The 16,274-nt window shown below is 40.4% G+C and carries 7 protein-coding genes and 2 pseudogenes; all 9 read left to right on the plus strand.

Features of this window, described 5'->3' with window-relative positions; translation table 11 throughout:
• Nucleotides 1-22: 22 nt before the first annotated feature.
• Entirely contained in the window at nt 23-2,404 is a 2,382-nt protein-coding gene (locus MUB50_RS04235; RefSeq protein WP_117640066.1) for a VirB4-like conjugal transfer ATPase, CD1110 family, read from the plus strand.
• A gap of 27 nt (nt 2,405-2,431) precedes the next feature.
• A complete protein-coding gene (locus tag MUB50_RS04240) occupies nt 2,432-4,588 on the plus strand; it encodes a CD1107 family mobile element protein (protein ID WP_244802513.1) in 2,157 nt (718 codons plus the stop codon).
• 48 nt (nt 4,589-4,636) lie between these two features.
• Nucleotides 4,637-6,739 (plus strand): DNA topoisomerase 3, encoded by a 2,103-nt coding sequence (locus tag MUB50_RS04245; RefSeq protein ID WP_244802514.1) that lies wholly within the window; start codon nt 4,637-4,639, stop codon nt 6,737-6,739.
• On the plus strand, nt 6,729-13,460 hold the full coding sequence (locus MUB50_RS04250; protein ID WP_244802515.1) for a SpaA isopeptide-forming pilin-related protein: 6,732 nt from the start codon (nt 6,729-6,731) through the stop codon (nt 13,458-13,460). Before MUB50_RS04245 ends, MUB50_RS04250 begins: the two co-directional genes overlap by 11 nt.
• Before the next feature lie 63 nt (nt 13,461-13,523).
• Nucleotides 13,524-13,994 (plus strand): helix-turn-helix domain-containing protein, encoded by a 471-nt coding sequence (locus MUB50_RS04255; protein ID WP_114002924.1) that lies wholly within the window; start codon nt 13,524-13,526, stop codon nt 13,992-13,994.
• 130 nt (nt 13,995-14,124) lie between these two features.
• Complete coding sequence (locus MUB50_RS04260) at nt 14,125-14,226, plus strand: putative holin-like toxin (protein ID WP_015524590.1); 102 nt, start codon at nt 14,125-14,127, stop codon at nt 14,224-14,226.
• Nucleotides 14,227-15,312: 1,086 nt separating this feature from the next.
• A pseudogene (locus tag MUB50_RS17145) lies at nt 15,313-15,561 on the plus strand (TnpV protein); the annotation flags it as partial.
• Nucleotides 15,562-15,615: 54 nt separating this feature from the next.
• Nucleotides 15,616-16,032 (plus strand): annotated as a pseudogene (locus tag MUB50_RS04270) (ABC transporter ATP-binding protein); the annotation flags it as partial.
• A partial coding sequence (locus MUB50_RS04275; RefSeq protein ID WP_244790190.1) for an ABC transporter permease occupies nt 16,025-16,274 on the plus strand: 250 nt, incomplete at its 3' end. The pseudogene MUB50_RS04270 and the gene MUB50_RS04275, both read left to right, overlap by 8 nt.

Below are 16,274 nucleotides of genomic sequence, written 5' to 3' on the forward strand. Positions count from 1 at the left end.
AAAGCGTCTGAAAGAACTTCGGATGATAAAAGCGGAGAATCAGAAGAAGAGGAAGCCTTTTACAGCGCAGGATACGATTCCATATAAGGAAATATATAAGGATGGTATCTGCAGGACGGATGATAACTATTATTCAAAAATGGTGCAGTTTTACGATATAAATTACCAGTTAGCGCAGAATGATGATAAAGCGGCTATTTTTGAGAACTATTGTGAGTTCCTGAATTCATTTGACAGCTCTGTTGAGGTACAAATTACATTTCTTAATCAACAGGTGAATTTTGATGAGTATGCAAAAAATATTGATATTCCAGAGCAGGATGACTGTTTCAATGATATTCGGAAAGAATATTCGGATATGTTGAAAATGCAGCTTTCCAAAGGAAATAATGGGCTTGTAAAAACAAAATATATTACATTTTCCATTAAGGCGGATAATCTGCGAAATGCAAAATCCAGGCTGGAGAGAATTGAAGCCAGTGTATTGAATAATTTTAAGGTGATGGGAGCCATGGCAGAGCCTTTAAATGGGGTAGAACGTCTGAAAATTCTGCATGATGTGATGAATATGGACACAAAAGAATCTTTCCATTTCCATTATGGGATGGTTGCAAAAACAGGTCTGCAGACAAAAGACTTTATTGCACCTACCGGATTTGATTTTCGCAATGACAGCTATTTTAGGATGGGACAGACTTTTGGATGCGTGTCATATTTACAGATTACATCACCAGAACTTACGGATAAACTGCTGGCAGATCTGCTGGATCTGGAAGAGAATCTTATCATCAATATGCACCTGCGTCCAATTGATCCCAAGGCAGCTATTAAAAGCCTGAAAAGTACGCTGTCAAATATTCAGAAAATGAAAATTGAAGAACAGAAGAAAGCGGTCAGAAGCGGATATGATATGGATATTATTCCAACGGACATTTCTACATACGGAGAGGATGTGGAGGGATTGCTCAATGAAATCCAGTCTAGGAATGAGAAACTTTTTGAACTTACTTTTTTGCTGATGAATACAGCGGACAATAAGAGAAAACTGGACAATATTGTGTATCAGACTGCAGGAATCGCCCAGAAATATAATTGCAATATACGGAGACTTCAATATCAGCAGGAACAGGGACTTGTGGCATCACTGCCACTGGGAATGAACCAGACTGGAATACAGAGAATTATGACTACGACTTCTACAGCAATCTTTGTTCCGTTTACCACACAGGAACTTTTCCAAGGCGGTGAAGCTCTTTACTATGGCTTAAATGCACTGTCAAACAATCTCATTATGGTGGATCGGAAACGATTGAAAACACCTAACGGCCTGATTTTGGGTACTCCTGGTTCCGGTAAGAGTTTTGCAACGAAAAGAGAAATTCTCAATGTTTTCTTGATTACAGACGATGACATTATTATCTGTGACCCGGAGGGAGAATATTTTCCGCTGGTAAATGCCTTAAATGGTGAAGTTATTAAAATTAGTGCAAAAAGTAATGATTACATCAATCCTATGGAAGTGAACCTGGATGTTATTTATCATCCGGAGAAATACAGGATTAATGGCGATGTGGAGGATATTGATACCATTATTGCTGATAAAGCAGAGTTTATCACATCTTTCTGCGAGGTCATTATGAAGAAACCTCAAAATGCAGAATTAAATGGTGATGAGGTTTCCATGATTGACCTGTGTGTAAAAGACATTTATAAAAAATATCTTTACAATGATCCAAAACCGGAAAATATGCCGACTTTGCAGGATTTCTATGAACGTCTGAACTTTTATGCACCAGATAAACCAGCAGCACAGAACATTGCCAACAGTCTGCAGTTGTATGTAACAGGATCGCAGAATGTATTTAACCATCGAAGTAATGTCGATACGCAGAACAGAGTGGTATGCTTTGATATCCGGGAACTTGGAACCACACTACGAAAAGCAGGGATGTTGATTGTCCAGCATATGGTTTGGACAAGAGTATCACAGAACCGCAGCCGCAGGAAATCAACCCGTTATTATGTGGATGAATTTCACCTTTTGCTGAACCAGCCACAGACTGCTAATTATTCTATTGAAATGTGGAAGAGATTTCGTAAGTGGGGTGGAATCATTACAGGAATCAGTCAGAATGTAACAGATTTTCTTGGCTCTCTGGCAGTAGAAAGTATTGTGGGAAACAGTGATTTTATCCTGATGTTAAATCAGCACAGCGGGGATCAGAAGATCCTTGCGGAGAAATTGAATATTTCCAAGCATCAGATTTCTTTTGTAAATAACAGTAATGCAGGAGAAGGGCTGCTTTTTTACGGAAATGTAATCATACCTTTTGCAGACAGATATCCGCAGGATACCAGAACCTATGCTTTGATGAGTACTAAACCGGATGAGATTCAGACTTAACGGACAAAAAAGCAGAGGTGAGGTACATTGGGAAAACAAAAATATACGGCGAAAGAGAAGAAAGTCAGCCGTATGACCAGAAATGGTCTGGTTGAGGAAAATCTTGCAACAAAGGAGACCAGAAAAGTTACAAACAGCGATCAGGAGTTGCATTATAAACAGAAGGATGTAGAACAGGCATTTATTACTTCTGAAAAGAAGAAAAACTCTCATAAAAAAGCTGAAAAGAAACAATTTTCCGAAAAAGTTCAGGAGGGAAATCCTGCCAAAAAAGAAGAGGCTGCAAACAGTCCTCCGGGAAAACGAAAAACACAGGGACGGTACAGATACCGGGACAAGCCTGCAGGTGTATCTGTAGATTCAGCGGTAGAAATACGTGAGCGCAAAGAAAAACACAGGAGCCAGTATCAGCGACAGAAAAAGAAACAGCAGAGACTGCAGTTTGGAAAACTAGAGACAGATGGAAGTCTGAAGAAAGAAAAGAAAACTTCGGCTGAAACAGATGGAGGACATTTTCAGGCAGAGAAGAATGATGTTTCTACAAACCGAAAAAAAGGAAAGCAGAAATATAGCCGAAAAACAATAAAAACTTATCAGGAAGTGGATAAGGCTGCAAAAAAACAGGAAGCTGAGAGGCAGAACAAAATTCCGAAAGATTCTGTTTATACCAAGAAAACAAATGAGGAACAGAAAGCAAAGGTAAAGTACCATTTATATTTCGACAAAAAAACAGGGAAAACGGATGGTAAAAAGAAAACCTTGTCTTCTGTTCCAAAGAAAGCATTAAAAAATGCAGTATATCAGAAAGCAGGCAAAGACGAAGAGGAAAACAGTGCTGTAGATGCAGCACATAAGCTGGTGCGTTCAGGTGAGTGGATATTACAGGAACATAGCAGTAGAAATATCCGGAAGAACCGCAGTCAGATACATAAAGAAAACCGTTTAGAGCAAAGAGCCTGGAAGAGTGCATCTAGGTATCAATATCAGAAATATCTGGAAGAACATCCAGAGATGCAGAAAAAGCTGATCAGAAAATTAATACAGAAGCAGAGGATTAAGCGAGAGTATCAGATGGCATACCGGGCTGGGAAGATTGCAAAAGAAACAAAAGACACCTCAATCCGGTCAGTAAATCTTGCTACTAAAATTGCAAGAAAGGCACAGGAAGTATTTGTAAGAAATGCAACTACTCTGATCTCAATGGGGTTGTTATTGATTTTGCTTCTTTCCGTAATGACAGGATTTGCTTCCTGTTCGGCTATGTTTTCTAATGGAATTTCTACGGTAATCGCTTCCAGTTACATTGCGGATCCGGACGAAATTGAAAAAGCAGAGTTGCAAAAAGTGGATACTTCCTATGAATACTTTACCCTGCAGGCAAAAGACAAAGCAGGAAATATGTCAGAGATCTATAAAGTAGGAAACCCTTATTATGAAAATCCAGATGCAGTAAAAGAGAATACAGAGGTTTCCAGAACGGAGCAGAATGCAGCTTCTTTGCCAGCCGATGGAACTGCAAGTAAGCCCACCAGTGCTACGGCAACCGTAACGGAACATCAGACAACGAACGAGACTGCTACTGCACCAACAGAACCAGAAAACACAGGAAATGAAACGGCTACAGAAGCAGATACCGGACGGGTGCAGGGAGAAAGTTCTGCTTCCGGCATGACAACAGGAACAGTTCAGGACAAGGGAGGAAAGGAATTTTATACGATCAAGACAAAAAGTGATAAGGTTTTTTATCTGATCGTAGATAAGGATAAAACGGATGAAAATGTTTATCTTCTTACGGAGGTAGGCGAAAATGATCTGTTGAACTTTACGGATACCAACATGGTCACACTTCCACAGAACCAGGCTATTGCAGAATCCGCACTGCCACTTGAAACAGAGAAGATCACAGAGACACCGGAACCAGAAGTTACGATCATACCGGAAGAAAAGGAAGAACCTGAGAAGAAAAGCAATAATTCCGGCACGATTTTATTAATGCTGCTGGTTCTGGCAGGAGTTTGTGGTGCTTACTATTATTGGAAATTTATAAAAGGAAGAAATACTTCTTTTGATTATGAAGAGGACGAGGACGACGATGAGGAGGAAGATACAATTCGTGAGGATGATGAAGAATTAGAAGAATATGAAATGGAAGGTGAAGTAGGAGACGAAGAATCAGAGGAATAACTTTGTTTCACTTAATTACAGCGACAGGTGCAGAAAGGAGATTGAAAATTGCAGCTTGTAATTGCGGAAAAACCCAGCGTAGCCAGAAACATTGCGAAGGTGCTTCATGCCACAAACGTAAAAGATGGCTACCTGGAAGGAAAAGAATATCTGGTTTCCTGGTGTATTGGGCATTTGATTGAACTGGCTAGTGCGGATCAGTACCGAGATGACTGGAAAGCATGGAGATATGAGACACTTCCCATGATCCCAGAGAATTGGAAATATCAGATCAAAGAAAGTACCAAAGGGCAGTTTCGGATTTTAAAGGAATTGCTTCACAGAGCAGATGTCACAGAAATTATATGTGCAACAGATGCAGGAAGAGAAGGGGAGTTGATTTTCCGTCTGGTATATAACCAGGCAGAATGTAAACTTCCCTTTAAAAGACTGTGGATTTCTTCCATGGAGGAAAAAGCAATTCTGGAAGGATTTCGGCAGATGAAAGATGGACATGAATATGATGATCTTTATTATTCTGCGGTGGCGAGAAGTGAAGCAGACTGGCTGGTGGGAATTAATGCAACCAGACTGTTTACGGTGCTGTACCACCATCGGTTGATTGTAGGTCGGGTGCAGACACCTACACTTGCAATGCTGGTGGAACGGGAAAAGAACATCGAGAACTTCCAGAAAGAAAAGTATTATCTGGTTCATCTTCTGATGGATGGATTGGATGCTGTAAGCAGCCGGATAAAAGAGAAAAGTGCTGCTGTTCAGATGATGGAGGATATGAAGGATGAAACTGTACAGATTCTTTCAGTAAAGAAAGAGAAGAAAAAGGTACAGCCGCCGAAATTATATGATCTGACCACATTACAGAGGGAAGCAAACCGTCTTCTTGGATTTACGGCACAGCAAACCTTGGACTATACCCAAAGCCTTTATGAGAAGAAACTGGTGACGTATCCAAGGACGGATAGCCAATATCTTACAGATGATATGGAAGAAAATGTGTTTTTGGTTATTGATGCGGTAAATAGAGTATTTCCAGAAATATCAATGAAGGGTTCGGAACCAGAGATAAAAAGACTTTTAAACAGCAAAAAGGTATCAGATCATCATGCAATTATACCAACGGTAGAAATTGCAAACACGGATTTAAAAGCACTTCCAGGTGGAGAAAAAGAAATTCTCATGCTGATTGCATCAAAGTTATTATGTGCATCGGAACAGGAATACATATATGAGAGTATTAAGACTGAAATTTCCTGTCATGGAGAACTGTTTACTGCATCTGGAAAGAATGTTCTCCAATATGGATGGAAAGAAGTGGAAGAACGGTTCTTTAAATCATATGGGAAAAATGCAGAAAAGCCAGAAGAGGAGGAAAGTGATTTTCCAGATATAAAAATAGGACAGGTATTTGAATGTGTTGTTGTAAAATTTAGTGAACATTTTACAGCACCGCCGAAACATTATACGGAGGATACGCTCCTTAGTGCCATGGAACACGCTGGAAGTTCGGATACGATAGAAGACGCAGAGAGAAAAGGGCTTGGAACTCCGGCTACCAGGGCAGCGATTATTGAAAAACTGATTGAGAAAGGCTTTATTGAGCGTAAAAAGAAGCAGATATTACCTACAGCAGATGGAAGAAATCTGATCAGGATTCTTCCGGAAATGATCAAATCACCAAAACTTACAGCAGAATGGGAAAATGATCTGACACTGATTTCCAGAGGCCAGAAAAATGTAGAAGAATTTCTCTTCGAAATTGAAAAAATGGTTACCAAATTGGTAAGTGATAATGGACAGCCAGTGGAAGAATACCAGAAACTATTTTCAGATGGTCGGAAAGAAATTGGAAAATGCCCAAGATGTGGCAATAAGGTTTATGTGGGAAAGAGAAATTATTATTGTTCAGGAAGTGATTGCAGTTTTACTTTATGGAAAAATAACCGATTTTTTGAGAGTCAGGGAAAAATACTTGATGAAGCAACTGTCAGGAAGCTGCTGAGTGAGAAGCAGGTGCATTTCAAAGATCTGGTATCAGAGAAAACAAAAAGGAAGTATGAAGCAACTATAAAGATGGAGGTTTCAGAAACCGGAAATCCAAAGTTTCAGTTGATTTTCCCGGAACGGAAGAAAGGAAAAAAGAATGAAGAATAAAAAAAATATGAGAAGATTTTTGTCGGGATTCTTGGCAATGCTTACAGTGTTATCTACAATTCTATCTCCAATACTGTCCTATGCGGCAGATGTAGTGCCAGAAGAGCCACCGTTATACGAAAAGGTAAAAAATGAACTTGATGCAGATGAGGTGGTAAAAGCAAAAGATCTGGAACTGGAAACAGGCAGTATTTTTGAAGTGGAGAAAGATTTTACCAGACTGGAAATACCAGATGAAAAAAAGGTGAAGATCACTTTCCATGAGGCAAAAAATGAGGAAAAGCAGGACTTTACAACAGATTACGAAGATACATACAAAGCTGTTTATTATGTAGAGCCAGTAAGTGGTCACCCAATTTATCAGATCAATCGTAAGCTGATTGTAAAGGAAGCGGTGGTGCAGGTTGCTGAATCTGAGAATCAGGAATCTGTAAGCAACCAGGAAGATGAGAATGAAGCAGAAGGCGAGGAACCAGCCATAGGCACTGCAGAGAGTGAAGAACCTGTGCAGGATGAGGTAAATGTAGAAATTCCGTCAGAGGATAAAATCTATGAAGAAGTAACTCCGACAGAAATTCCGGTTGAGGAAGAGCCAATAGATACACCAATCCCGGAAAATCCGTCTGAGGAAGTTTCAACAGAAGAACCTGCCATAGATGATAATCCGGATACAGACAGCACATTTGAAGAAATTACAGATACAGATCCGGAAGAAATGCCAGAGGCGACAGACGACTCTTTTACAGATGGAACAGAGAAAACAGAAGATGCAGATGGAAATTATCAGGTAAATATTGTTCGTGGAGAGGAATTTCATATTGAGCTGAACCATGAAGATGGACAGTATCAGCCAGGAGAAACCGTTGTATTTTCCGGAGATATGCCGCAAGGCAGCTTAATTGCAGTAGGAACAACAAAAGTACAGGCAAACCAGACAGAGAATACAGAAGATTTATTGTATTCAGAGGTGACTTATCACGAAGAATCGGATAAATTCAGTTTTGAAATGCCAGCAGATGACATTGACCTAAGTGTTTCCATGGATCAGGCAGAAAATGGTATCATGTTACTTGCAACCGATACTCCATGGGATGATGCAACAAATATTGAAGCAAATAAATATTACTATTATTCAGATGGCCAGCTTCATCCGTTTGATACAGTTATGGGACAGGGTGGAAATGACAGCTACAAATATGTTCGTTACAAAGCAGGCGGAAAGACTTATACAGTAAATGCGTATTGTATGCAGCACTCCATGCAGTCACCTCCAAGTGGGACAACATATAAAAATATGGTTGAACTGGATGAGGGCGGAGATGATAAGTATCTGCGGAAAGCTTTGTTCTATGGATATGGCGGTCCTGGATGGGGACATACATTCAACGGATATAATGTAAAATCCATCATGGAAAAATATGGATGCAGTTCTGAGACAAGAGCCATGCAGCATTATCTGGTTGATTATTTATATGATGGCGAATCCGGATTTGGAGGTGCGCTTTCTACAACCGCTAAAAATATGCTGAAAGAGATTAAAGCAGCTCTTGCTAAAATGCCTGATCCGACAGCAATGAAACTTCTTCCAGGACTTTCCGTTAATGCAACGGGAAAGGAAACAGAAAGTTTTACCTGGAAGGCAAATGAAGCATTTACCATTACCATTCATCTGGAAAATGGTGTGAGCCTTGTCAACGAAACTACAGGAAAGACGGCATCTGGAAATGTCACTGTAAAAGGTGGAGAGAAATTTCATCTTGTAGCTACAACAGCCAATATGGGCAGTCTGAAAGGAAAGTATGCGATCACTTCCAATTTTCCCCTGGATTTCCATGCAATGCTTTTAAAACTGGAGAGTTCACAGGATATTGGATTTGGCTACTATACGGATTCCGCTGATCTGCAGATTACAGTTGACTGGCCGGAAGAAGCAGTTATCGAAATTACAAAGAAAGATGGAGATACTGGGAAAAATCTGGCTGGAGCCGTGTATGGAGTATATAGTGATAACGCCTGCACAAAGCTGATTGTTAAGATGCCGCCAACAGACAGCAATGGTTCTTCACGAGTAACTCTTACCAAGACACAGGATACTGTTTACTTAAAAGAGATTACAGCACCGGAAGGTTATGTTGTCCAGGCTTCTTCGTATGGAGTGAAATTAGTAGTTGGCAGTACAACCAAACAGACTGTAACGGACAAAGAGCAGAAAGGAAATCTGACCGTTTATAAAGAGGGAGAAGTTTTTGTAGGAGCTGTATCTGATGAAAATGGAACTTCATTCCAGTATGAGAAACGCCGTCAGAAAGGAGCCGTTTATAACGTATATGCTGCCGAGGATATTGTAACAGCAGGTGGAAAAACAGTTTACAAAAAAGGCGCAGAAGTAGCGAAAAATCTGATCACAGGTGAGAACGGTTCTGTAACGGTAAAGAATCTTCCGCTTGGAAGCTATAATGTAACAGAAGCACAGGCCCCGGAAAATTTTTATAATGCAAAAGAAACAAAAAAAGTAACCATTTCTTATGCAGGGCAGACTGCAGAAGCGGCTTTCTCAGAGACTACCTTTACAAATGACCGTCAGAAAGCAGTGGTGCAGGTGATAAAGAAAGACAAAGATACTGAAAATACACTATCCGGAGGGCATTTTGCTCTGTTTGCAGCGCAGGATATGAAAACTGTGGATGGAAAAGTAGTGGTAAAAAAAGATGCTCTGATTGAGACTGCAATTACTGGTACTGATGGAAAAGCAGCATTTAAAGCAGATCTTCCAGTGGGATTTTCTTATTATGTAAAAGAAGTCCAGGCTCCGGCTGGTTATGTCAGAAATGAGAAAGATACTTATTCTTTCCAGTTCAGTTATACCAATGATGAACAGGCAAAAATTTCTTTCAGTCATACTTTTGTGAATGACAGGGTCAGTGCTGCAATCTCTTTGAATAAAAAAGATGCCGAGACAAAAGAAAATAAGGCACAGGGAGATGCTTCCCTGGAAAATGCGGTGTATGGACTTTATGCAAGAAACGACATTACCCATCCAGATGGAAAGACAGGCGTTATTTATAAAGCCGGAAGCCAGATTGGTACGCTAACTACCGATAAAGAAGGAAAAGCAAGGATAGAGAATCTTTATCTTGGAGAGTATTACATCAAGGAAATTACCCCATCCGTAGGATATCTGGCAGACGAGCATGAATATGATCTTGTATGCAGTGATGAAGGTGATCTGACAGCGGTTGTAGAAAAAGAGTGTACCTCACTGGAAACGGTGAAGAAACAGCCGTTTGAACTTATTAAAGCTGCCAATAATGGAGACACAGATGCTGCATTACTATCCGGAGCTGGATTTAGTGCATATCTGGTATCTTCTTTGGTGGTAAAAGAGGATGGAAATTATGATTTTTCCTCTGCAGAGCCAGTTGTGATCGGTGAAAATGGAGCAACGGAAATTTTTACAAATGAGAAAGGCTATGTAAAATCCATTGCAATTCCATATGGAACATATCTGGTGAGAGAAACTACAACACCCCATAATTACAAACCTGTAGATGATTTTATTGTCCGGATTACAGAGAATAAACCAACAGAGCCGCAGACATGGAGAGTTCTTTTGGATAAAGAATTTTCTGCAAAACTGAAAATTATCAAACAGGATGATGAGACTAAAAAATCTGTTCTAATTCCGGGAACAGAGTTTAAAATTTATGATATGGATCATGAAAAATATGTAGAGCAGGTAACTACATACCCGATAACTGTTACACATACCTCATATTTCACAGATATAGATGGATATCTGATACTGCCTCAGAATTTAAAAATTGGTCATTATAGAATCGAAGAGGTAACAGCACCGGACGGTTATACCATTAACAAAAATTATGTCGAAATACAGGTGGATACCAATACCCTGTATCAGACGGATCCGGTTTCAGGTGATGCGGTCATTGAAGTGGTATATGAGGACCATTCGGTGAAAGGAAAACTCACTGTACAGAAAAAAGGAGAGGTTCTTTCGACCTATAAGAATGATTTTAGGTATGAAGTTCAAAACCTTTCCGGTGCAGTATATGAAGTATATGCTGCAGAGGATATCTATACAGCAGATTTCCAGAAAGATGATACAGGAAAAAGAATCCTGAAATATGCAAAGGGTGAAAAAGTTGCAGAACTGACAACGGATGAATCCGGAAAAGCAGAGCTTGATAATCTGCCTCTAGGAGAATACAAAGTTGTAGAAAAGACTGCACCGGAGGGATTTGTATTAAATGAAGAAGAACAGAAGATTTCTTTCGTCTATGCAGACCAGAATACACCAGTGATCTCACAGAGTGCAGAGTTTATAAATGACCGCCAGAAAGTAGAAGTGTCAGTTGTGAAAAAAGATGCTGAAAATGAGAAAGGGCTTTCTGGAGCAGAGTTTGGTCTTTACGCAAAAGAGGATATAAAAGCAGGGGATAAGGTACTGGTAAAAGCAGACGAACTGCTTACAAAAGCGGTAACAGGTGAAGATGGAAAAACTGTTTTTGAGCAGGATCTGCCATTTGGAACTTATTATATAAAAGAACTGGCAGCACCAGATGGTTTTGTATCTTCAGATGAGCAGATTGAGGTGACTGCGAAATATCAGGGACAGGAAGTAAAAACAGTAAAACTGGAAACCGTTTTTAAGAATGAGCCGACAACAACTGAATTTACGAAATCAGATATTACAACAGGTGTGGAACTTGACGGAGCAACACTGACGGTTTTGGATTCAGACGGAAAAGAAGTAGAAAAATGGACTTCTGTAAAAGGAAAAGCTCATGTAATAAAAAGACTCCATGTGGGAAAAACCTACACACTTCGGGAAGAGTTTGCACCATATGGTTATCTGCAGGCGGAGGAAGTGAAATTTACAGTTTCTGATACTGCAGATGTTCAAAAAGTAGAAATGAAGGATGCTGTTCCGGTTGGACGAATCATCATCAATAAAAAAGGTGAATTTGTCAAGGAAGTTACCTGGAAAGATATGCTGGCAGGCGGCATGGACGCAGCATTTGGCTATGTTACAGGTTCTTTGAAAGATGTTACTTTTGAAATTTATGCAGCGGAGGATATCAAGGCTGCAGATGGGGAAAGCAGTGATTATTATAAAAAGGACGAATTGGTAGCAACAATTACGACAGATGCTCTTGGATATGCAAGATCAGAAGATCTTCCTTTAGGCAAATATTATGTAAAGGAAAAAGAGACGGCGGATGGATATGTTCTGGATGGAGAAATCAGAGAGGTTGATCTGACTTATCGTGATCAGAATACTCCGGTTGTGACTTATGATGAGGACTGGCAGAATAACCGCCAGAAAGCAAAAGTAACTGTAGTTAAGAAAGAAAAAAATACAGACCGTGTTCTGGAAGGCGGAGTATTTGCACTTTATACAAAGAATGATATTTTAAATGCAGAAGGCGAAGTAATCCTGAAAGCAGATACCATGATCGAGCAGAAAGCTACGGATCAGGATGGAAGGATTGTATTTACGGCAGATCTTCCAATCAATGGCAACTACTATGTAAAAGAAGTGCAGGCTCCTGCTGGATTTGTGACAACAGAAGAAATCAAGGAATTTGATTTTGCTTATGCGGGAGAAGAGGTTGCAGAAGTATCCTTTGAGTTCACTTATGAAGATGAGCCAACTACTTTTGAAATCACAAAATCAGATATTACAACCGGGGAAGAATTACCAGGTGCAAAACTGAAAGTATCCGATTCAGAGGGAAACGTTGTGGATGAGTGGACTTCCGGAAGCACACCACACATCATTAAGGAACTGGAAGTTGGAAAGAAATATACATTAACAGAGACAATTCCTGCTGATGGTTATGCAACTGCAGAATCCATTACGTTTGTAGTAGAAAATACTGCAGATATACAGAAAGTAGAAATGCAGGATGATACAACAAAAATTCTGATCAGTAAAGTTGATATGACAGATGGAAGCAGCGAGGTCAAAGGTGCTAAACTGTATATTCTTAATGAAAACCAGGAAGTTATGGAAAGCTGGACATCTGGTGATCAGCCCCATTATGTAGAGAAACTTTCAGTCGGCACTTATACGTTGTTGGAGGAAACAGCACCGAAAGGCTATATTGTGGCAAATAAAGTGACATTTGAGGTTAAGGACACCGGAGATGTTCAGGGAGCCAAAATGGAAGATGAACAGGCAATGGGCAAGGTAATCTTAAATAAAACGGATAAAGATACCAAGAAGCCAATGAAAGGTGTAGAATTTGCCCTTTGTGACAGCAAAGGTAAAGTTCTGGAAACTCTGGTAACAGACAGTGCTGGCCATGCAGAATCAAAGAATTATCCGATTGCGACTTTTAAGAATGGGCAGTATAAAAAAGCAATCACATATATCCTGAAAGAAACAAAAACACTGGATGGCTATCAGCTTGATGAAACCGAGCATAAGATTCAGTTTGAATATGTCAATGACCGTACTCCTGTGATTGAATATACTCTGGATCTGACAAATAAGAAAGCTCCGGAAAAAGACACTCCGGAAACATCAGAAAACCAGGGAGTCAGCACTCCTGGTTCCCATGGTTCTGATGCGACTTCTGTATCCAATTCACCAAAAACAGGAGATAATACAAATATTGCTATTTTTGTGCTGGCACTTGCAGTATCAGCAGGATGTCTGGGAACTGTAGTGACAGTTAAGAGAAAACGCAAATGATAATATAAATAGTGTTCTGGGGCTGTGGTTACTGCACAGCCCCATTTTGAAAAGGAGAAGAAATTGAAATTAGGAGCAAGAATAAGAAAAATCCGTATGTTTCGCAACATAACTCAAAAGGAATTGGGACGCAGATTAGGATATGGGGAAAGTAGTGCGGATGTGAGAATCGCCCAATATGAAAGTGGACAGCGTACACCGAAGCAGGAAACGCTTATCCGGATAGCAGAAATATTGGAAGTTGATGTCCGAAATTTTTTAAGTCCTGGAATTGCGACAATGGACGAATTAATGGAAACTTTATTCTGGATGGATGAAGAAAATAGAGGGCTTTTTCATCTGTTCCTGCTAAATGATTCAGAAAGTGAAATAGTTGGAATCACAATGAGGGATAAAAAAACAATGTCTTATCTGCAGGAATGGATGGGGAAAAAGCAGAAATTGGGCGATGGAAGAATCACAGAAGAGGAATATCTGGAATGGAAACTGCATTGGCCAGAGAATAAGAGAAAAACAGAATATAAAACCGTATGAAGTAAAAAGGAATTGCTTTGCGGAGAGTTACCTGTTAGAATATTACTGGAGTAACCGTGTACAGGGTTGGTAAAAACCTCCTGGATTTTCAGATTCCGTTAAGGGATACAGAAGAAGGGAGGTGGAGCGAATGGATACATACGAAGTCTTGAGCTTATTGTTCTTAGGCGGTACGTTTCTGATTGCTTTGCTTGCCTATTTGGATAATAGGGACAACAAGCGAAAAAAATAGCCTACCCTGTCTGCCAACAGGATAGGCAGCTCTCTTTGAGAGCAAAATAAATTAAAACCTAATCCAGGAGCATCCACCTTGTGGGCGGTTACTCTTTTCAATTAGAATATAGCATTTTCTCTCCGAAAAGTAAAGTACATTTTATGCAGCCAATTCTAAAAAAGAGTGGGCTGTTTTTTTATTGATAGGAGGGAAGTTTAATGTCTAAACTACAGGACATCCGAAACTTGGTGCAGGAACATGCCGTATCAGTGAGCAGTTCGCCAGGGGATTGGATGGATTATATGGACACAGCATCAAGGTTATATCGTTATTCTTTTTCAGACCAGCTTCTGATCCATGCACAGCGTCCAGACGCAACAGCCTGTGCATCACTGGAACTATGGAATGAAAAGATGTTACGCTGGGTAAATCGTGGTGCAAGAGGAATTGCCTTGTTTGATGAAACCTGGCAGAATACCAAACTTCGTTATGTGTTTGATATTTCGGATACCCACATGGTAGCCGGAGGCAGAAGCCCATATCTTTGGAAGATGCAGGAACACCAGAGAGAAGAGATCCTCACCCATCTGGCAGAAGTCTATGCTCTGGAAGAAAAGGATGCGGCAACTTTGCGGGACGCATTGATGGCGGTCGCAAGGGAAATGGTCAATGACAATCTGGAGGAATACCTGGATGGATTGGAATATGCTGTAGAAGGTACTTATCTGGAAGATCTGGATGAGGTGACGATCCGCAGTGATTTTCGTCAGCTGGCAACAGACAGTGTTTACTATCTGCTTTCCAGGCGATGCGGGCTTGACCCGATGGAACTTCTGGAAGAAGAGGACTTCATGCATATCACAGATTATAACCGTCTGTCAGTTCTCACCTTCCTTGGAAATGCGGCAAGCCAGCTCAGAGAGAGTATTCTGATTGATATTGGAAAGACCGTACATAAAATTTCTCTGGAAGAAGCGAGAAAAGAGGTTGAAAAATCCAATGAAAGGAATTATAATAACTTTACCACGTTAATACGCGAAATTAAAAATCAGGATGCAGAAACGAAAAAAGAAGAAAATATTGAAAATGAAGGAGGAAACGATTATGGAACTGACATATCATCGCAAGGGAGATTACCTGTTTCCGAATCTGACCGTCGAAGAGGAAGAAGTGACGATCGGGAAATATGGGATGCTGCGGAGGACATTTCTGAAAGAACACAAGAACAGCCTTTATCAGAGCCTGTTCCTGACCGGGAAGCTGAACAGCCATCTGGAACAGATCGAGAAAGCAGCACAGGAGAGAATGGACAGCCAGATGGAGAAATTACTGGAGAAGAATCCGGTACCGGACAAGGAAGCAGATCCGATGGCATGGACAGCACACATGAACGCACTGATGGCAACAGCGGAAGTGCGATCCTTTATCCGTGAGCTTTGCGACACAAGAGGAAAAACCATTCTAATCTCCAGTCACATTCTTTCGGAGATTTCCTTGCTGGCTGACGATATTGGAATTATTGACCACGGTGCATTGCTGGAAGAAGAAAGCCTTGCTGAGTTGGAGCAAAAAAGCAGTAAACATATCCGGTTTACGCTCTCTGATACTGCACAGGCGGCAAGAATTTTGGAACGCAATTTCCATGAAACCCATTTTTCCATACAAGACGACCACAATCTGCGTCTACACAATATGGAGCTACCCGTGGGGAAAATTGTAACTGCTTTTGTAGAAAACGGATTGGAGGTATCAGAAGCACATACCTGTGAAGAAAGTCTTGAAGATTACTTCAAGCGTGTGACAGGGGGCGAAGGAATTGCTTAAACTAATCAAATGCGAATTTTTGAAATTGAAACGGAAGAAATTTATTCCGCTGATTATTTTGGCTGCGTTCCTGTTTCCAATCCCGCTGACTTATCTGATGACAACGCCCTCTATGATGGAGCGATATACGGATCGGGCAGATGCTTTCGATGGACTATTTAACATGGTGTTGGGATATGGTATCCAGTTTTTACTGCCCTGCATTATCGGAGTGATTGCCGCTATTCTGTTTTTTATGGAAC

Source organism: Blautia sp. NSJ-140 (assembly GCF_022868965.1).
Lineage (GTDB): Bacteria > Bacillota > Clostridia > Lachnospirales > Lachnospiraceae > Blautia_A.

Excerpts from the sequence above, each read along its gene's own strand:
- MUB50_RS04235 (WP_117640066.1), top strand. The coding sequence starts at position 23 with ATGATAAAAGCGGAGAATCAGAAGAAGAGGAAGCCTTTTACAGCGCAG.
- MUB50_RS04260 (WP_015524590.1), top strand. The coding sequence starts at position 14,125 with ATGGATACATACGAAGTCTTGAGCTTATTGTTCTTAGGCGGTACGTTT.
- MUB50_RS04250 (WP_244802515.1), top strand. The coding sequence starts at position 6,729 with ATGAAGAATAAAAAAAATATGAGAAGATTTTTGTCGGGATTCTTGGCA.